The organism is Lysinibacillus sp. FSL L8-0126 (assembly GCF_038630385.1).
Classification (GTDB): domain Bacteria; phylum Bacillota; class Bacilli; order Bacillales_A; family Planococcaceae; genus Lysinibacillus; species Lysinibacillus fusiformis_D.
Genome location: NZ_CP152028.1, coordinates 3212974 through 3234444 on the forward strand (window position 1 = coordinate 3212974; position 21471 = coordinate 3234444).

General features: G+C 34.1%; 14 protein-coding genes. 10 read left to right on the forward strand and 4 right to left on the reverse strand.

Annotation, left to right across the window (positions count from 1 at the left end):
* Window positions 1–5 precede the first annotated feature (5 nt).
* Window positions 6–617, forward strand: coding sequence for a hypothetical protein (locus MHI34_RS15685; RefSeq protein WP_342503623.1), 612 nt, complete (start codon window positions 6–8; stop codon window positions 615–617).
* Entirely contained in the window at window positions 610–3213 is a 2604-nt protein-coding gene (locus MHI34_RS15690; RefSeq protein WP_342503624.1) for a hypothetical protein, read from the forward strand. The genes MHI34_RS15685 and MHI34_RS15690 overlap by 8 nt, the downstream gene beginning before the upstream one ends.
* 32 nt (window positions 3214–3245) lie before the next feature.
* Here MHI34_RS15690 and MHI34_RS15695 read toward each other — a convergent pair whose 3' ends face one another.
* On the reverse strand, window positions 3246–3599 hold the full coding sequence (locus MHI34_RS15695) for a hypothetical protein (protein ID WP_342503625.1): 354 nt from the start codon (window positions 3597–3599) through the stop codon (window positions 3246–3248).
* Window positions 3600–3974: 375 nt separating this feature from the next.
* Window positions 3975–5645, reverse strand: a complete 1671-nt coding sequence (recJ, locus tag MHI34_RS15700; protein WP_342503626.1) for a single-stranded-DNA-specific exonuclease RecJ — start codon at window positions 5643–5645, stop codon at window positions 3975–3977.
* Window positions 5646–5782: 137 nt separating this feature from the next.
* Here recJ and MHI34_RS15705 point away from each other — a divergent pair, with 137 nt between their 5' ends.
* From MHI34_RS15705 to MHI34_RS15730, 6 genes are all read left to right on the forward strand, one after another.
* Entirely contained in the window at window positions 5783–7633 is a 1851-nt protein-coding gene (locus MHI34_RS15705) for a TniQ family protein (protein WP_342503627.1), read from the forward strand.
* Between the two features lie 592 nt (window positions 7634–8225).
* Window positions 8226–8705, forward strand: coding sequence for a hypothetical protein (locus MHI34_RS15710; protein ID WP_342503628.1), 480 nt, complete (start codon window positions 8226–8228; stop codon window positions 8703–8705).
* Window positions 8706–9117: 412 nt separating this feature from the next.
* On the forward strand, window positions 9118–11121 hold the full coding sequence (locus tag MHI34_RS15715; RefSeq protein WP_342503629.1) for a Mu transposase C-terminal domain-containing protein: 2004 nt from the start codon (window positions 9118–9120) through the stop codon (window positions 11119–11121).
* Window positions 11111–12022 (forward strand): TniB family NTP-binding protein, encoded by a 912-nt coding sequence (locus MHI34_RS15720; RefSeq protein WP_342503630.1) that lies wholly within the window; start codon window positions 11111–11113, stop codon window positions 12020–12022. Before MHI34_RS15715 ends, MHI34_RS15720 begins: the two co-directional genes overlap by 11 nt.
* A 182-nt stretch (window positions 12023–12204) precedes the next feature.
* Window positions 12205–14817, forward strand: a complete 2613-nt coding sequence (locus tag MHI34_RS15725) for a glycine-rich protein (RefSeq protein ID WP_342503631.1) — start codon at window positions 12205–12207, stop codon at window positions 14815–14817.
* 219 nt (window positions 14818–15036) lie between these two features.
* Complete coding sequence (locus tag MHI34_RS15730; RefSeq protein WP_342503632.1) at window positions 15037–16872, forward strand: TniQ family protein; 1836 nt, start codon at window positions 15037–15039, stop codon at window positions 16870–16872.
* 259 nt (window positions 16873–17131) lie between these two features.
* Here MHI34_RS15730 and MHI34_RS15735 read toward each other — a convergent pair whose 3' ends face one another.
* Together MHI34_RS15735 and MHI34_RS15740 are read right to left on the reverse strand one after the other, a co-directional pair.
* Entirely contained in the window at window positions 17132–17353 is a 222-nt protein-coding gene (locus MHI34_RS15735) for a hypothetical protein (protein ID WP_342503633.1), read from the reverse strand.
* A 561-nt stretch (window positions 17354–17914) separates the two neighbouring features.
* The gene (locus MHI34_RS15740; protein WP_342503634.1) at window positions 17915–19384 is read right to left on the reverse strand and encodes a toll/interleukin-1 receptor domain-containing protein; all 1470 of its coding nucleotides are present in this window, start codon (window positions 19382–19384) and stop codon (window positions 17915–17917) included.
* 785 nt (window positions 19385–20169) lie between these two features.
* Between MHI34_RS15740 and MHI34_RS15745 the strand changes: the two genes are divergently transcribed.
* Together MHI34_RS15745 and comGB are read left to right on the forward strand one after the other, a co-directional pair.
* On the forward strand, window positions 20170–20421 hold the full coding sequence (locus tag MHI34_RS15745) for a hypothetical protein (protein ID WP_342503635.1): 252 nt from the start codon (window positions 20170–20172) through the stop codon (window positions 20419–20421).
* Window positions 20396–21466, forward strand: coding sequence for a competence type IV pilus assembly protein ComGB (gene comGB / locus MHI34_RS15750; protein WP_036120223.1), 1071 nt, complete (start codon window positions 20396–20398; stop codon window positions 21464–21466). Before MHI34_RS15745 ends, comGB begins: the two co-directional genes overlap by 26 nt.
* The last annotated feature ends 5 nt before the right edge of the window (window positions 21467–21471 follow it).

Below are 21471 nucleotides of genomic sequence, written 5' to 3' on the forward strand. Positions count from 1 at the left end.
TAGACTTGAAAATAGACATAGTAAGTCAATTTCTAAAAGATCATAATTTTAAAGAAAAAGAGTATCTACGCACATGGTCAATTAGAAATGCACAAGGAGAGAAAGAAGAAATTAGTAGAAATATTCTCCCTTTTGATAGAGTTTTTGTTGATAACAACGAAAAAGAAATTTATATCATCGAAGAGAAGCTCAATTACTTTACTGTTGAAGATATCAACAAAATGGAAAATGATATCCTTGCTTTTATTCAATTTTTATCAAACAAAGATTCAATAAAGTATAACATCAACTTATTGCTTCTTTGCCCACTTAATGCAGCAGATAAAACAAAAGAGATAACAAATTTATTAAGCTTCGAAAGAAGTAAATACACATGTAGAAAAATAATATTAAATACTGCTAATGCAGACTTTGAACAAGAGTTAGCGATTCTTCCATCTTTCCCTATAAATTTAAACCACAACCTTTCTAAAGAAAAAGTAGATTTATTAAATGACAGGATAAAAAAAGTTGTTGATGAGGCCATATTTCAAGAATTATTGAGAGAAGCAGATGAAATAAATTTAGAAGAAATACTTAATAATTTAGTAATAGAGGATGATAATCAAAGTGAATAGTAATTTTTTAATTAAAGATGTAGAAATAAAAAACTTTAGAGGTTATTCGAATCAGAAGTTTGATTTTTTTAAAGATAAACAGGATTATCGAGGGTTAATATTGTTAGGTGGACCCAATGGGTACGGTAAAACGTCTCTGATGGATGCAATTGAGTGGTGCTTTACAGGAACAGTTCATAGATTGAAAGAAGACTTTGGTACGAGAAGAGATAGTAATAACAAATTGCTAAAGTCGTTAATAAGAAATAATCCCAGTGATATGGAAGTATGGGTGAAGATAAACGTATCATTTAATAATGAGCAGTTAGAATTAGAGCGTTTATTTGACCAGACAGATGAAAGTAAAGCTTTCTATCCCGAAAATAGCAATTTTAAAGTTAATGGCCGTTTAATTAAACAAAAAAATACAATTGATTCTATAATCGGAAAACCTATTGCAAATGATTTTTATGAGCGATTTACATGTTCTTATGAGAAGAATATTACAATCTACGAAAAGAACAGGACAGATATATACGCAATGTTTTCTTCTTTTTTAGGAGGAACGAAAGATATACAAGTTGCTATTGGGAATTTGGATGGTGTTGAAGCAAATGAAGGTATTATAACTAAATTAGAGAACAAAATTAATTCAGACTATAAACCAAGCTATATTAGATTAACGGATTCTTATGAAAAGTTAGAAACTAAGTTAGGTGAATTACTCAAAGAAAAAGAGACAAGAGATGATATTGCTGAAATAATCAATGATTATCCAAAGGATAAGGTTTTTGATGATGAAATAATACCATCCATGTCATTACACGAAATTGGAGAAGATATTGATAAAAAGTTAGTCCAATTTAAAGACCAAAATAATAAACTGAAGAACTTAAGCTTTCTTAAAGAATATAGTTCAGTTTATCACGAGTCCAAATCCTATAAAGAAATATTAGAAAAGGAAAAAAAATACAACAGTTTTATGCAACGAGTTTATCAACCGTATAAACTTAAAGAAGAAGATATACAAAGCATCCAGGGAAAAAATCTTGAAGCCATAAAAAGTGAAAAAGAAATATTGGAGTCAATTAAAATAAATATAATGAAATTTCAGAAGCCAACTAAAGAAGGAGCCTTAAAGTTAAAGGAGTTTAGTCAAGAAATTATTGATAAAGACGATGTTCATTTAGCATCCTTTGAAAAGGTTGAATCGCTGCTTCTGTCCCATGAGTCATTATCAAATCAATTAGAAGGATTCAAGACACCAGATAAGGCACTTAATGCATTGCGAATGTTAATTGACCATACTGAAGGATTTCAAATACATCGAGAAAATGAACACAAAGCATGTCCGTTATGCGGTAGTGAAGAAAACTTCTCTAACAAAGAATTGGAACTTGCAATGGTAGCGCGGGACGTTTTGGGTGTAGTTGATGAAAAAAGAGCAGAGCTTCAGAAAAAATTTGATGATTGTGATTTGGATATAAAAGAGATGTATAAGACATTTTATGATTATTTATTCGGCAAAATTGGAAACACTTTGCTTGAATTGACAAAAGCGATCAATAATTTCACCAGTCTTCAACCATATATCTTAGGCTGTGCTTCTTTCTCAATGGATATTAATCAACTCGATCAATCTTTTCTAGAAAAAAAGCAAGAAGAATTCAAGAATCAATTGGAAGAAGAGATAGTTCTTGCAACACTAGAAACAAGTATTTTGGAGCAACTAGTAACTGAACAAGGTGTTCTTTTGGCAATCAGTAGTCATCATAACCAGGAACAGCAAGTAAACATACTAGAATTTAAAGCATTTAATGCTGAAGATAAAATCAATGGGTTAACACAATTTATTGATTATTATCAAAAAATACTAGAAAATACAACTAATTCTATTGATATTAAAGATATCAAACTAGATTTATTAGTGGATAAAATTATTAACTTGAATAAACTTATCCAGTTGGTGGAGAGTGATAAAGAAATCCAAAATTTTTCTTCTGAAATGAAGGAACAAAAAGAATTGCTTAACGAAAGTAAAAGAATATACACAAGAAGGCAGAAGGAACTTGATGAATTCAAAAGAATCTCAAGAGAATTAAAACGCCTAAGAGTTCAATGGGATAAGGAAAAGGTTGATGAAATAAAGGAACCTTTGCAAAAAATTTATAGAAGAATTAATAGACACACAAACATCAAAGATATTAATTTATTAATTGAAGGCAGAACTAATAAAATTGCTGGGTTGTGGGCGAATACGAATGAAGATGAAGAAATATTTGCGACTAATATACTAAGTGCTGGACAATTATCTGTTGTTGCTCTTGCAATTTTTATCTCTGTTGCTTTAGGTCAAAAGGAGAGTCCTTTTAAATGTTACTTTATGGACGATCCTATTCAAACCATGGACGACCTTAATATCCTATCTTTTATAGATTTGTTACGCGCAGAGTTGGCACCAGAACATCAATCTGGAAATCAATTCGTAGATCAATTATTTTTTACCACTTGCGATGAAAAGTTGGAAAGACTCATCTCGCATAAGATGAAAAGTTTTGGTGTTAATTTTTCACATGTTCATTTCACTGGTTACGGTGATTTTGAAATGAAAGTTTAAAAAAACAGACGTGGCTATTCACGTCTGTCTTTCTAATTGATTTCAATGTCTTTTAAATAAAGAACTGCTAAGCAAATAACTTCTGGCAAAGTAGAACCTTCTATTTTAAATAATGGAGTGTTGTCTTTATTGAGTCTAACTAGAGTACATTCATATTTGTCTTTAGATATCAGGATTTGAAAATTGATACTAAAGTCTTTTAATATCCTTTCAGATAAATCAATGGCATCTGATAGCCTTGTGCAATAACGCCATTGGCCCAAATCATAGTGTTTTCGGTACCAATTCACGCCTTCCTTTGTATCAAAGCAATTGAATTTTAGTACATCTCTAGCAATTAATAAATTTTTTTCCGCGTTAGTCATTTCGCCCCAGTGATAAATCATAAAAACCGACTCCTTTTTTCTTAATTATACTTCCAATACTATAATATGGTAAAAATATCCATTTTAAAATGGGATAGTGAATGAGGGTATTTCCTACAAATATATGTAAGTGATATATAAATAGGTGTATTATCTCAAAGTTTTTCTAATAGTTGGTGGAATAAATCTCGATGAATGTTAGGGATTTTGCTGAAGTGCTGTTGCAAATATCGGATTCGTTTATAAGATTATGAAAAACGTTAAAAAAATTTAAAAATTTTCTGATTTATAAGTGCTTTCTTTATATTTTGAAAAATATATAAAAATGGTAATTTATTCTACGAAGTAAATGAACAAGACCCTAAATCTAGAATTAATGGCGGGTCTTGTTTTCTTTTATTTAGTACGAAGATCATGAATGAGAAAGTTCTTTTCCTTCCAACAGTTTGGTGTATATAAAAATTCAAGTGAAGACCATTGATTTTGTATATATCGACCTTTTGAAAACGCAAGCAATTCTCTTTCATGAATGGTAAACTTGACGTGTTCCTTTTGTTTGCCAAATAATTCATATTTTAAGTCGCTTGTCATTGGGCAGTAAAACATAGGTTTCGGATTTCCCATACCAAACGGTTCTAAGGCGTCTAAATCATCAAATAACGCTTTCGGAAATTTCTTTATATCAATTTGATTGGTATATTGGATGATTGGCTTTAAAGGCTGTCCACTCATGACTATGAGTTGGATCGCTCTTCTGAACGATTCAATTTTGTCTACTTCAATGGTTAATCCCGCTGCACCTTCATGGCCGCCATACCTTATGAGAAATTCCGAACAACTTTCAATTGGTTTAATAATGGAGAAGTTTGTGCCTTGCACCGTTCTTGCGGAACCTGTTCCTGATTGAGAAATAACGATGGCTGGCTTTTGGAAATTTTCTGCAATCTTTGCTGCAATAATTCCAATGATTCCATGATGAAAGTCACCATCTACAACAATAATCTGGTCACGATTCCAACCATTTAGCAAAATTCTTTCTTCGGCTACTTGATATTGGTTGAATGACAAAGATCTTCTCTTACCATTAATAGAGATTAAGCCTTTTAACTCTTTTTCATTCGTATGTGAATTTATCAATACTTGAACGGCTCGATTTGGATCATCAATTCGTCCAACAGCATTAAAAATAGGTGCCAGTTGAAAGGCAATTTTCGAACTGTCTATATGCATTATATGAAGTAAGTCGATTAGTTTTTTCAAAGTTGGATGAGGATTGTTATTCATTTTATGAATGCCAAGAGAGCAGATGACTCGATTTTCTCCATCCAATGGCATTAAATCTGCAATCGTCCCCAATGCCGCCATCTCAATAAACTCCCACATATATTTTTCCCAAGATAACTTAGTTGTGACTTGAAATAATGCTTGCACCAATTTAAACGCAACCCCTGCACCAGAAAGATTCGGATAAGGGTATAAATTATCTATTCTTTTGGGGTTGATAAAAGCATAACAATCGGGAGATTTGGCCAAAATCTCGTGATGATCGGTGACAATCACCTCAATGCCTTTTTCTTTTGCTACTTTTAACGCATCATGGGCGCTTGAGCCATTATCGACGGTAATGATAAGTGTTGCACCTTTACTCGAAATTTCTTCTACTGCTTTGACAGAGATACCGTATCCTTCATGCCTAATGGGTAAACGAATAGACACATCCGCACCAAAATACTTTAAACAAGTATAGAGAAGTGTGGATGAACTGATACCATCGAAATCGTAATCACCGAAAATTACAATACACTCTTGCCGTTTCAATGCTTGGATAATACGAACTACCGATTTTTTCATATCGTTTAGTAGAAAGGGGTCATGCAGATCATTAACGGATGGAAATAAAAATGTCCACACTTGTTCTTCCGTTTTAATTCCCTGCTGGAAGATTTTATACATTAGCAGAGGATTTAAGCATGTTTGCTTCGCTAAGTAATGGATGAAGTTTTTATTCGGATGGCATTCTAATGAAGGATTTATTTCTTGCCACGTATTCATACTTTTGTAATTCATCGATATACATCTCCCGTAAAACTTGCCTTTTCTAACTGTTCTATCCAGATTTGTTCAGTATTATACAAATAATTAATAGGTATATTTTTCTTCTTTTCTGGAAATACGAGAATCAATGAATGGAGGAGAATATGAGGATGAAACCATTTTTAAACAAAATTGCAATCGATGAATCAGAAACACTCAGCAGTTATCTGTTTAGACTTTTTCAGTGTAACTACCATGAAGTCCCGTTTGGAATATTTAACACTGACTTCACTAAATATTCATTTGTGCAAAATCAAATAAATGAAGATGCTTGTAAACAATTGAGTTTTATCACAGGACAGGAGGCTCTTTACCAATTATCTTATAAAAGCATAAATATCGACGCTGATAAGGCACATCTTTTATTTTTAAAAACCCAATCAAAGTGCTGCCCACTTTGCTTGGAGGAAAAAATTTATCAAGATTTCACGTGGGGATTTAACCACATCTATGTTTGTTTGAAGCATCATATTTATTTATTAAAAGAATGCAACCGTTGTAAAAAAACATTCCGAATATATGCACTTTATAAAAATAAGTGCAATGGTTGCGGTCAGCCACTTTCCAAATTAAAAGCAGAATCGGTTACTGATGCATTAATTTTGTCATCTCAAAAGGAATTTTCCGACTTATTTTGTGGCTGGAGGGAGAAGTTTTTAGATGTTTTTGATATCAATGATATTTTTTTGGTGTTGACTGCTTTTTCCCAATTGTTTGATGGATTGAAGAGTTTGACCCAAACGAATGTCCCCATCTATAAATCAGAACACACAAACAGAATTCCAATTACGCAAGAGGGGATGATTTTTTTCTTGACCGATATATATTGGCTATTTAAAGATTTCGATACGCGTTTCCCGTTGTTTTTAACAAAAGTATTCGAACAAGAGGCAACTAGAAAAGTAAGGAGAAAACGAGGCAATTTTGAAAACATCATCAAATCCCATTCGAATTTACAGTTTATTTATGATGCTTATCAGAAATATCGCCATGATCATTTTGTTCAACCAATGAAAGTCCCGAAAAACATTAAAAGTTATGATTCATATGCATTGGACTATATTCAGGAACATTACTTTACCAGTAAACAATTAAAGGAAGAATTCGGTCTTTTTGATAGAGAATTGCTATTTTTAATCCAATCCGATTCATTTAAAGACTGTTTCATTAACAATGGTAACACGATTTATTTTTATAAAGATAAAACGAAAAAATTCCTTGATACATTTTTTAAGGATAAAGCAGACCGTGTAAGGGCAGGGGAAGTAGCTGAACTTTTGGGTATTTCTATTGATCGAGTAACAGACTTGAAAAACAATGGTTTGTTAGATTACAGCCCCTATTTAAAAAATGATAAATCATTTTCGAAAAAGCAAATTAACCAACTGCTAAATTCACTAAAACCTCAAAGAACAACCAATACCGAAAACATGATACCTTTCAGTCGGTGCTTTGCTAAATTTGCTACATCAGGATTGTCCGTGACACAATTAATTTCATTTATTAGAGAAAACGGATTAATTGCCTATACACAAATCATTCCCTATAAATTTAGTGATTTGTGGTTTGATGTAAATGATTTAATCCTTCGATTAAATGAAAAACGTATTTATACAAAAGGCTATAATTTGAAACAGGTAGCCCAGAAACTAGGATGTGCAGAAGGTACCGTTATGAAATATGTAAAAGCAGGGTTATTGGGTCATCCAAACATAGAAAAACAAAGTAGCGAAGTTTTTGCTTACCGTTTTGACCCGAAAGAAATCGATTTGTTTAAGGAAAGATACCTTTCAACCAAGGAAGTTATGAAGGAATTCAACGTATCGGGAACACTTATTAATAACGCTGTATACAGAGGTGCGGTAAAGAATTATTCAACAGGAATATGTAGAAAAACAATCATCAACAGAAAAGAGTTTGAAGAGTACAGAGCAAGGTTGACAGGCAAGGTGAAAACTTAAAAAACAGAAAAGACCATTGCGAGTATTAATCCGTTCATTCGCCTTGTACAAAACGTAAATTAACAACACTTAAGAAAAAATATTTGCGGGAGAATTTAGCAACGGGTGGGAAAGTATAAGAATGGATTGAAATGTACTTGGAAAGAAAAAGTGCTAATTATTAGTGGAAATGCAGATGATTAGCACTTGATTGTAACCAATGAAATTTACCACCTTTGACATGGTTTTCACTCCCGAATTATAAGAATTTCACCATAGAGTGCTAGGTTATTTGCCACTAAAAACCTTCTAGTGATTAAAGATAGAAAACATCATTTTGATGAACGAAAATGTTATGGTTGTAATCCAATTTTGAGAAATATTACATAATCAATCCATTTGAACAAGCAACATATTGCAAAAATAATAGCAATTTGAAATAATTGTTATTAGAATAAAAGACAGAAAAGTTAGGGCGACATCTAATTTACAATACTTACCCGAACGGACAATCCGATTTCCACATAATAAAACTGTTTATTTTTATTTTAAAGGGATTTTACAACAACAAGTAGAATCCAAGAAGAATAAGAAATTACAAGGGGGAGGAAATTTGTATATTGAAAACATTAGGCAAGCCATTAAAGTAATGAAAGATGAACAGTACGAGGAATTCTTAAATAAATTGAGAAACAATCTAAAATACAAACTTGGTACGAATATAAAACCATCAGAATTAAAAATACAAGTTGAAAAATTTATAAATAAACAAACAGATAAAATATCCATTCGATATTTAGAAGGATATTTATTAACCTTGGATGAGTTCTCAATAGATGGCGGTTTAAAAGCCATTTTTGAGGGCAAAGTGACTGCTGCAAATACTTGGAGAGATTTATTAATTATTTCAACTAAAGATCAACCATTGCCACAAGATATAAAGATTAATCTTGATGATGATCTATTAATAAATGAAATGAAAGCATTGTTTTTCAATGCATTAAAATATTGTACAAACGAAAACAAAGAAACGTTCCGAAATAATCTACATATTGTTAATAGTTTTTTATCTATTCGTAAGGACTTGGAGTAATAATCCAAGTCCTTTTTTAAATCATTTTTAAAAAATAAGTTTTCGTTGTTTATGATTTACATATTTAGTTAAAGATATAATTGTAATGTAAATTATAAATTACCTAAATAAATACCGATAAAATATTTTTTTACAAAAGAGTTATGAAAAATATTTTTATTTATGACTTTTGCGTTTTTTAAACTATCTCAAACTGGAGAATTTTACAGCATGCAAAGCAGAATAGTACCGACTAAACTAGGAACAGAAAACCAAGATGAAAGGCAGTGGTCAGGGGAACATGTGAGAATTATAAGCCTTGGATAAACATCCAAGATTTCTCGTCTAGTGGATTAGCCACGAGGGCCAAAGGTTGGAAAATAAATCGGATTTACCGATTTTTTAAAAATATGGAAGAACAGAAGGTGTTCATGTGGGAAAAATTCCTATTGGAGCAGGCACGAAATTTCTACTAAATAATCGAGCATATGAAATCGAAGCAGAAATTGAAAAGAATGTTTATTCAGTCTTTGATATCGAATTTCCTTTAGTTAAAAAAAACTATTCATACGAACAGTTATCGAAGCTTCTTCAGGAAAGCAAATTAGAGTTTAGCGAATATGGAAAAAACACGAAAGGGGATTTCGTTAAAAAATATGATTTTGATGATTTCTCTATGCTCCCTGAGGAATTACAAAAAAAGGCATTATTTCGTTATGAGGTGATAAAACCTCTCGTTTATTTAGAAGTGGATTTCTTAAGTCCTTATATCGATATGCGTGTAAATGAATTTGAAGCAAAAGGAGAAAAAGTTTCAAGAGCAAGTATCTACCGATGGTTAAGTGATTATCGAACAGGGAATTATGACATTCGTTCATTAGTGTCTAGTTATCACCGTCGTGGTAAAGGAAAAAGATTAAATAAAGAAGTCGAAATGGTTATTGAACGCTTTATTGATAAATATTATCTTGCCAAAGAGCGTCGTACAGTTAAAACTATTTTTGAATTAATTAGCCATCAAATCAATGTAGAGAACAAATCACGATTGCCCTCGAATCAATTGCAACTACCATCTGAATCAACTGTCCTAAGAAGGATAAAAGAAAGAGACGAATTCGAGATAACAAAATCAAGAAAAGGAAAAAAAGCAGCCTGGCAAAAGTATGGACAGGTACAACTTTTTGATAAGCCTACTTATCCATTACAGCGTGCCGAAGTGGATCATACACCTCTCGACTTATTTGTGGTGGACACTAAAACACGTCTGCCTATTGGGAGACCTTGGCTTACGAGTGTATTAGATGTGTTTACAGGTTATCCTTTAGGTTTTTATATCGGATTTGAACCACCATCGTATACATCCGTCATGCATGCATTAAACCATGCCATTTTTTCTAAAAAAGATCTCAAGGGAAAATATAAATTAGAAAATAATTGGGTTGCTCACGGTCTTCCTGAACTTTTAGTGGTTGACAACGGAAAGGAATTTTTGAGCAAACATTTAGAAAGTGCTTGTCTACAATTAGAAATGGAGTTGTATCACTGTCCAGTAAAAAGTGCTTGGTATAAAGGGGCAGTGGAACGTTATTTCAGGACCATTAACCAAAGTTTACTGCACCAGACAAAAGGAACGACGTTTTCAAATGTGTTAGATAAAGGTGAGTATAATCCAAAGAAGAATGCCATCATTGGCTTCGAAAAATTACTAGAATATATTTACAAATGGGTTGTGGATTATTACGCCATTGACTTTAACAGTGGGGTCAAGGGAGTGCCATTACATTTATGGGAAAAATCATTCGAAGTTATTCCAGCTCCTGCTTTACCATCTTCTGGTATTGATTGGAAAATTGCCTTGATGAAATTAGAAAAAGGAAGTATTCAAAGAACAGGCATTCGGTTTAAACATCTCTTCTATCAGTCAGACAAATTGGCTTTTCTCCGACACAAAATAGACAGTAAAGCCAATAAAAACTCTGTGGAATTTAAGTATGACCCAACGGATTTATCCAAAATATTTGTTTATGATCCATTCGATTATTCGTACATCGAAGTTTTGTGTACGGATCAAGCATACGCGGATGGATTAAATGAATATACCCATAATGTAATCGTGAAAAAACTAAACGAGGAAAAGAAAAGCATTGATAAAGCAGCATTAGCCGCTGCACGACATGCACTCGTACAAATGCTAGAAATCGAAGAAAAACAAACCCTGACAGAACGCAAAAATATTCTACGAATAAAAGCAGTAAGCTCCAATCAGGAATGGACATCAGATAAAAAAAAACCAAAAACAGTTGAAGAAACGGGATCAGCAAAAGTATTTGACGACACAGAAGTGAAAATGACAAAACCAAAAAAGGATAAAAAAATCATCAATCTTTATGAAGGGGAAGATATGGATGAAGAATGGGAGGTTTGGGATGCAGAGTAGGGAGATATATCAATCGATGAGCAAGGAAGAAAAATATAAAAAAATTAAAAATATGCGGATTATTTATCCACGCTTTAAAAAAGGATTGGAGTTAATCGAAAGGTGTCATCAATCCATTCTCTCTTCTAACGACCCGCAATGCTTGTTGATTACAGGTCTTTCGGGGTCAGGGAAGTCTACGATTTTTGATGCCTACATTAAAAAACACGATAAAATCGTGTATGAAGAAACACGAACAAAAAAAGTGATTCTTTATGCTGAAATTCCAAGTCCTACGACCATCATTTCGTTTTTAGAGGCGTTACTAGAAAAACTCGGTGACCCTTTTCCAACAAGCGGGAACAAAGGCAACAAACATCGAAGATTGGTCAATTTAATTAGGGACTGTGGAGTGGAACTGATTATGTTGGATGAATTTCAGCACTTTGTTCATCCCCATAATAAAAAAATTAATTATGATGTATCGGATTGCTTTAAATCGATTGTTAACTTGACGAAAGTGCCTGTTGTTTTATTTGGGTTAAGTGAATCAAAGGATGTGCTGAATTGTAATCCGCAACTGAAAAGGCGATTTTCGATGGTGTACAACCTTTCACCATTTAGCTGTGATAATGAAATGCAACGAAATGAGTTTGCAAAACTCCTTTATAATATCGACCAACAACTTCCCTTTGAAGAGTTGAGTGGTTTTGCTAGGGAGGACATGGTGGATCGATTTTATGATGCAACAGGTGGCTTGATGGATTCTATCATGAAACTCATCAAAGACGCTGCAAGGTTTGCCATTGAAGATGAAAAATCAAAAATTGAATTAACAGATTTAGCGAGAGCTTATCACTTGCATTCGCATTTGCATGATGGGAAAAACAAACATCCGTTTCACTCCACGGTCGAAGCGTAAGATAATCGGTACAAATCGGACAGTTCACACGAACTGTCTTTTTTGATGGCATCGCTGTTTAGCACATCTATTTTGGAAACTGTCGAAAAATGTCTAATTTTTTACTGACATTTTCTGATTTTTGAGGTAGGTTATAAACAATTTTAAGATGCTTGGGATTTTTGAGAGGAGGGAAATAACAGATGACTCAAAAAAAGAGAAGAAAAAAGCCGAATATTTTTTTGACAGGGCTGTTGGCGTTTACAATGTCCACAACCTTGTTTTATGTGCCAAATGCAACGTGGAATATTGAAAACAATGTTGAAGCGTTATCTATCGGCAATAGTCGAACGTTTAATAATACAAGTACAGGAATAAATGGTGCAAATATCAATAATTCTTCAGGAACATTAGGCGGAACAATAACAATGAATAGTGGAATGTATAGTTGGACAGTTCCTGAAACAGGATTATATAAAATTGAAACCTATGGAGCACAAGGAGGACAATCATATACTGGGGTTGATGGTGGTAAAGGGGCTGGAATGATTGGTAATTTTAATTTGGCAAAAGGAGAAACACTCATAATATTAGTTGGTCAGGAGGGGAATAAAAACCCAACTACAAGCAACTATGGAGGTAGTGGTGGTGGTGGCACTTTTGTAACAAAAGGTACTTCTTACACTACATCAATACCATTAATTATAGCAGGTGGTGGTGGCGGAGCAGGAAATACTAACAATGTTGGTACAATGAATGGAGCAACCTCTGAAAATGGCCAACCTGGTCTAAATGGTGGATCTGGAGGAACTGGAGGAAATGGCGGAGCTGTTTTTGGTCAAAATGCTACTGGTGGGGGTTTTTATTCTGGTGGCAGCAATAATGCAAATAGTTATGATGGACGTGGTTTTAAACAAGGGGGAGCGGGAGGGGCCGCGAGTTGTGGTAATTCAAATGGTGGAGCATTCGGTGGAGGTGCAGCAGATTGTGGAGCCGCAGGTGGTGGCGGTGGTTATTCAGGTGGTGGAACAGGAGGTTGGTCGCCATCAGGCTCTGGCGGAGGCGGTGGATCCTATAATTCAGGAACAAATCAATCAAATACCGCAGGCGTAAAAACAGGTCATGGACAAGTGGTTATCACACAACTTCTCCCAGAAATTTCTACGCAATCACCTACTAATGGGACAAAATTTCAAAATAACTATATAGATGTTAGTTGGATGCCTGAAACTTTGCCCACAGGAGTAACCATTAGCAAATACGAAATAAAAGCAGGTACGACTTCAGGTGGAACGAACTATGTTCCTGTAACGAACAAAGGAACAACAAATAGTCATCGTATTACAGTTCCCGCAGGAACACCAGGGAATACGACTATTTATTGGAGTGTACGTGCATATGACCATGGTGGAAACGCAGGGCCATGGAGACAACAAACCGTTATTTACTCCAATAATGTGCCGACTATCACGTCGACTACCAACATCCCTGCAAATCTTGACGTCAGTCTGGAAAAGAGAAATCATCAGTTCTCGATTAATAGCCTAAAAGATCCTGATGATTTCAACTATGTCACATTATTTGCGGATGTTTTAGACAAAAACGGGATTGTTGTCGCAGGAAGTAAAAAACAAATTGTGTTGGATTCGAGCCTCGTTTCCTCGGCTCAATTAATCAGCGGTACAGCTACTGAAAAAGATGGTAGCTTACAAGGTCCTTTGAATCATACAACTCCGTTTAATCTAAAGCTATCCTTACAGCCTGATTTCACAAGCGGAAAATTCGACTTAACATTAACAAAAGCTGATGGAGTTACGAATGTTATTAAATCAAATCAAAAATTAATTACAGGACGTACGATGCAACCGACTTCGGATTCAGTACCTGAAATTTTTACGCTTCGGATTTATCCTGAAGATAGACAAAACACGAATACACTCGCTTCAGGCGCTTTAGCAAGTGTGCCTGATGTCACACCGATTAGTATTCCTTTTACATCTGATACCCGAAACTACTTGCCGAATCTAACCAATGTCAAACATGACGTGGCAGACCGTGTGTTCTCAGAAGCAGAAGGCTTTAACCGTATTTCGGTCACAGGTCATGTGGATGATTCAGATCCAGCGGATACAGTCACCATGTATTATGAAATTCAGCCCAAAGCTGCTAATTACAGCATTGAAGTAAAAAGTTCGGGAGGAAAAATGATCCCAAAATTCGGTGTAGCCACGCAAACATTCGATCCGAAGGTGGATAAAGATTTCGCTTTTACTTATCAGGTTACACCTGACTTGGATAGTGGCAATTATGCCCTGCTAGTTTATGGCTATGATTCACAAGAAGGTATTGGCGATTATGTCGAAATTCCATTTACGGTCGACCGTGGGGGCCCAACGATTGACTTTATGGCGGAATACACAACGGCAGGCGGACAAACCATCACCATGTCATCCGCTCAAAAACAACTAGTAGCTTCTGATAATAAGGCCAAAATCTATTTTACCCCGAACAACTATGCGACATTTGAATATGCAGGGTATTTAATTCGTAGCGGGACCGTAAAAGATATGCGGATTCGCGGAGCATTCACCAATGACGTGAAAGCAACGTTCATTGGTGTCGACTTTGGAAAAGACCCCATTACCTTAATGAATGGGGAGCAAACGGACTTTAAACTCGGTGACGTGATTGTCTTCAAATTTAAAGCGACTTCTGCAACAGGCATTGTCACACAAAAAGATGTGCGTATCTTAATTGCAGATGATAACTCCACATTTAATCCAATCAATGATGCAAATCTTCCAAACATTCCTTGATGAAAATAGTTAAAGGAAACCATTTAGTTACTTCTTAATGGTTTCCTTTTTTGTGCTAAAAAAGAAATATAACTAATTACCAGCCATTTATATACCTTTTATCTAAATGGTGCAAAATGCAAACAAGGATATAGGTAAAATTGGGAATAAAATAACTGGATAGTTAGCATATTCTTTGGAACCCTAAACAGGAATTAATTCTTGTTTAGGGGTGAATGTATGTTACCGCCATTTTTAAATAAGGTCTTACCGAAAGAGCACGAAAGTTTGCACTCATTTATTTTTAGAACCATTGAAGAAAATTATTATGAACGGTGGAAGGATGTATTTCCTCTATATGTTCCATTTGAAAACTATAATGGAAATGAAATAAATAGCGATTCTAAATGGCTCCCTTTTGCCGAAAGTATTGTCAACGATTCAAATCAGGATATTAACAAAATGGTCTGTAATCAATATGATAGTCGCTTTTATCCAATGGATGATAAAAAACACATCAAACGAAACTTTTATTTTCGAATGATTTATTTACGAAATTGCACAAAATATTGCCCCGCTTGCCTAAAAGAAGATTATTATCATCGAATCTATTGGGACGTTTCTTTTCTAACGGTTTGTACAAAGCACAACGTTCAATTAATCATGGATTGCCTAAAATGTAAAAAACATATCCCTTTACATTCATTGCTAGGCCGTCAGTGCAAATGTGGCTATCACTTTATTGATTCACCACATGTATCGGTTGAAGAAAAAAACATTATAAAAATTCAAAAAGTATTTTTAGACGCCCTACTTGATTACCTAAATAAAGTAAAGAGAAGTGATAATTGTCACTTAGACGGTAAAGAATACCTTCGTTTTTTTTGTGTATTTTTTCGTTTGCTCAAATATTTACCAATAAAAGACTTTAATCGAAGCGAAACTATTTCAAATTTCCATCACTTCTGTTCAAACATGACTGAAATAAAGGGGTACGAAATCGAATATATGACTTTCATGGTGCAGTTAATCCATGAATTAATCATTCAACCCGAGAAGGAATTATTGACGTTGTTTGCATTAAAGGATGAATTAAAAAATAGAAATGGTGGTTCAAATGCCTCATGGAAAAAATCGCTCCTTTTAAAGGAACTATTTCAACTACCAAAAGGTGATTATTACTTTGAATTTTTCACAAAATACAATTTCGAATATAAAAAGGATTATATTCATCGAAACGGCGTGGTGAAACTTGATCCATTGCAAAAAAACTATGTAGGGATTACAGATGCCGAACGTTTAATAGGGACGAGTAAACATTTTATCCGAAACCTTTGTAAATTGAATCACTTAAAACATGAAACTGTCGAAAGAAATGGGAAAAAAGTCTTATTAATTGAGAAAGAAAGCCTTTTCGAATGGAAAAAGCATATGGATGAAATTATCTCCACAAAAGAAGTAAGACATTTTTTAGGGGTTAACCACAGGCAATATCGAGAATTGATGGAGGCGAAGATGATAAAGCAAGTTCACGGACCCTCAATAGATGGTTTTCCTTGGTATTATGTCAGTAGAAAAGATGTCTTGAATTTAGACAAATTATTGCGGAGCAAATGTAAGACGATTACAGTAGTTAATGATGATTGGGTAACCTTGGACACCGCAAAGGATCGAATAGCAAAAGAGGAAATCTCATTTATTGAAATGCTTCAGTTAGTCATGAACAACAAGATTAACGTAGCCAATTTAAAATCAAAACCCATCATTGAAGGACTTTACTTTTCAATAGAAGAAATTCAAAAGATGAGAGCACAATCTTTCGGTAAATTCGCAGAGGAAAAAGGCTATGCAAAACAAGAACTGCAAAGAATATTTAGGATTCGACCACAGGTATTGAATAAATGGTTAGATACAGGGAAGTTGCAAATAAATCATACAGAAAGGAAAGGGAAAATCGTGATTTCCTATGTAAATAAGAAACAAGTGATTGACATGTTAATCGCGATAAACGAATGGACTGAAACTGAGACAAAACGTTATTTAGAATTAATGGAAGAAAAGTTTGCAAATATTTGATTGTCAGAAGGAATTCTCGAATGATTTATTCATTCGGGATTTTTGAATAAAAAAACTGATGTTGATATAACGGGTTCAATTGAAGGAGAGAAAAACGCTAATAATATTGTAAATGACAAGCTGATAAGCATTTATTTCAACAGTAAATGAGCAATATAAATGGCAAGTAAAACAAGTTCAGGACCTCAGCTGAAGTTCACTGAGTTTGTATATTATTACACAAAAAATCTCGGCATAATAATATACCGAGATTTTTTGTCTATTTTAGAATTTGAATAACAAGATAGTTTTCATCCTCAACCCAACTGCCTTTATCGATAGTTACAAAACCATTTTTTCTTATTTCGAGATCAACATCGGGCATTAGACCCTTAGGAACGATAAGAAGTTCGTAATCATCATTTCCTTCACGGTCTTTTATCCAATGCCCGTTGACATTGAACTTATTTTTAATATGAGATTTTAATTGATCTAACTGCATTTAATATGCCCCCCCTAATATCATCTAATAAGCGATTATCTCATATTTTTGTTCATAATAATAATTAAATTTCTAAAAAATTTGGTCTCTCTACTCAATACGTGCATGAAAAATGTATTTCTTTATGATTACTTGTGTATCAAAGGGCTCTCTTTTTTTGGATTAAGATTAATTATAATATTTTGAAAAAGATGTGATTAATTTAGGTAAAATAATTTCAGTATAAGGGGTAGTTGTTGTTGATACAATTGGTGCTTTAACGACTTATTTTGTTGTTAAAGCGGCCGAAAAAGCATATGTTGAAGGTGGTTACGACAAAGAGAACGGAAATTTTATCGAAATGTAAAAAAATATTCAAAATCCACTTATTAGTTAATAAAAACCGTTATTTCTTTTTCGTTTAGTTTTAAAGCAAATACCGTTTATTTCAAATATGTGCACCTAGAAAAATAAGGCTTCATATACGTGAATATGTATATCGAGCCTTATTTAACTAATAAATATACTGTTTTGACTACCAATCTGCTATAATGTGTCTTTTAAAAATCTCTTTTCTAAACATTAAGGAACGGTACAAATATTTTCAGGATTAATATGAGCTTTAATACTAGGAATACTAGAGGCACCACCTTCGTATCCTCTTGTACGCGATTGGCCTTCTTTTATAATGATTTCTCTTAACTCATTAGGGGTTTCGACATTGAACAATTGCTTAACTTGCTCAAAATGTTTTTCGGAAACTAAACGCTGCAACAATTCAATTTTTGTATATGTACCGTAAGGATACGTTTTAGGAAACCAATTATAGTATGAAGCATTATCCATTTTGATTTTATCAAAATAATATAAAAGCATATCGGTTTGAACAATGCTCTCTTTTGGATATTTCTTCGTTGTTCGTTGAATCAGCAATTCAGCGGCAATACTTAATTTGTTTAAATTTAATCGCCTTTTTCTCATTTCTTCAAGTGATGAGATATATTGATAAAAATACATAAAGGAGCCTTGTTGTAATTCCATACCATTTCTTGTTTGGAAAAAGTACGGTCGGTTCAACAAAATAGATAAATCCCCATATCTTTTTTTCTTAATTAAAATAGTATTAAGATACAAAAAGAGTTCATGTAATAAAAACTTATAATGGTCAAATTGGAGATCGTTCCATGATGTCCATTCTCTTGGTGCTTCAGTAAATCGATATAACTGCTCAAAAAAGTCAACAAAGAAGTCGATATCAAGTTTTTCTGAATTTGTACATTGGATCTCCACAAATTCAATAAAATCATCTCGCATGGGGAGAAAACTGTGAATTCTTTCATAAACCAATTGATCTAGGGGGTCTTCTTTTTGGAGAACCTCCTTATTTATTTGGAATTCGTCCAATTGCTCGAAAAAGGTTTCTTTGAATTGTTCACTTAAACCAATTATTCTACGTGGGTTTTTTTCAATTGCATCCCGAAGTTGTTTTGTTAAATTTTTTGTTTTAAAATGAGGAATCTGTTCCTCAAAAAGCCATGAAGGTGGAGTTCCATTTTTCGGTTTACTATATTGGGGTTTTTGATATAGATTTCTCAACAATTGTTCATAACCTTGTTCAAATACCTCATCGGAAGACATATCGATATATTTCCGTCCATTTAAATAGGTAGGCAGATAGGGTTTCCCTTCATCATCCTTTTCAACAACGATGGGAACAAATTTTTCTTGTTTGATATCTTGGTATATTTCTGGGGAAACGATTTGTGCTTCTACGCCAGCTCCGCCTTTACGATTATTGGCTTTTTGTTGATATCCCTTATCACATATTAATAGGACCTTATCGACAATACCTTCTCCGTTCTCGTCGGCCTTCACCATCGATTCCATGAAGGCATAGATTTCATAGCCATCTTTTAGATCCCATTTATCTAATGTAACTACGACGCCATCGTCTGCGTGCAGACGGGTGGCAAGGTCCAATACCCATTCCTCATGCTCAGGGGTTGTCCAACTGTATGAAATAAATACACGAGGGACTTTGATTTCTGTCATCAGTTTCACTCCTTTGAATTATTCTTTTCCAATTATAACCTTAACGCAAGTATCAACTCCAGATTTATTCACATTTTTCCTTATGAACACGCCAACCCAATTGCTTTACAAGTTACTACATATACCCTCTGTTACAGGGTGTAAATCGGTTCAGTCATTAAATTGATAAGAACCAATAGCATTAGGTAACCGATTGCGAAGGCGATATAAATGTAAGTCTTCATATCGTTCCTGTTTGTTGATTGTGCAGTTAGGGCCGCTATTTTGAAAATAACGGAGAATGAAATTCCTGAAATTAAAACTTGGACTAAAATTACTGCACTAAAAATGTACTGGTACTCAATCACCAACTCCCTTTAAGAAAAAAAGTAGTTGGCTTGTTCTATTCTTAACATTCAACTTCTCTATTGGATCACAAGGTGTGACCCTTTTGCTATAATCGCCACACACGAAAATTTTACCATGTCATATTTAAAACAAGCTTGCGTAAATTTGCTGAGAAAGAGGGCATCTATGCAATTACCACGGCGGAACCCGAATGAATTGTTCATTCGGGATTTTTGCATAAAAAAAGCTGTTATCATAACAGTTTCCCATCTATTTACTAAAATCCTTCGAATCCGTATCTCACTATTTGTGAAGTTCAATTTTCCTATCTCAATTTATTTGATGAGACTCCATTGCATCTCAAACTTCGTGAATGCCTGTCTCAACACTATGACTTTTGATGTTGATAAATCAAGGGTTCACATACACATCAATCTCAAATATCGTGAAGGATTACAATGGACTTAGATGTGTCGATAGAGGAGCTTCATCAAACGATTATCGGTATTGTGGCACAAATACTTGTTCAGACTTCAGCAGTACAAGATGAGCGCCGTGCGGTATATGAAATTTTACAGGATGTTCATTTAACAAGAGCCATTTCTGCGATTAAAGAAAAGGTCAACTATGAACTCCCTTATGAATTAACATTAATGGGACAAAAAGAATTAGTGGAGAGCTTTTATGCACCTACAAACATATATCCATAATGTTTTGCTTTATTATAGTAGGGCGACAAAATGGCGAGTAAGGGAGCAGGCACAATTTTTTAATCGATTATGTGTGTTAATGCAAGAAGGATATTTATTTCCTCAGGCCATTTCAATGCTATTGCCTCATCATATAAAGGCGCATGAAGATATGCAGCAGCAAATTGATGAAAAACTGAAGCAAGGGGAAGGGGTTGCAGGGATACTTGAAACTTTACAGCTGAGCAAGCATTATTTAATGGCCATCAAGGTAGCAGAAAATAATGGTCATATGATAGAAGCTTTACAAGGTGTAGCTAAGCAAATAAAGGTAAGTGAAATGACCAAGAAAAAGCTCATAAAGCTGCTGATCTATCCTGTCACGCTGATCGTATTTTTGCTGTTATTATTTTTGGTGTTTCGTACCATCTTTTTACCAAACATCGAAAGACTGGTAGCCGGCCGAACCGCAGAAACAGAAACAAGTATTACGTTGTCCACTACGTTATTACATGTTCCTGATGTAGTCATCCTCACCATTTTCATCGCAACAGGCAGTTTATTTATTGTTCGTCTCTATCTCAATCGACAGCCTACTGCACATCAACTCACCATCCTATTCAAGATTCCTTTTATTCAACGCTATATGCGACTGATATTAACAAGACAGTTTGCTGCTTATTTAGGAAGCTTACTGCAAAGTGGATTTTCATTACAAGCCAGCCTCCAACTTTTAGAAGAGCAACAACTTCAACCTTTTCTGCAAATTCTTTCGCAGCGCATAAAAGAAAGGGTTATTTTTGGAGAGTCACTAACACTTGCCGTAATGAGACTAGCTGTTTTTCAAAAGGATTTTCCTGTTTTTGTAGAGCACGGTGAGCAAAGCGGCTATTTAGGAAAAGAATTAGTGTTGTATAGCGAATTATTACTGGAAAAACAGGAACAACTTCTGCAAAAAGTATTAGCATTTGTACAACCAACCTTCTTTATCCTCATAGCAGTCTGTATAGTAGCTGCCTATGTCAGTTTATTATTACCCATCTATCACATGATTGAATTAGTTTAGGAGGG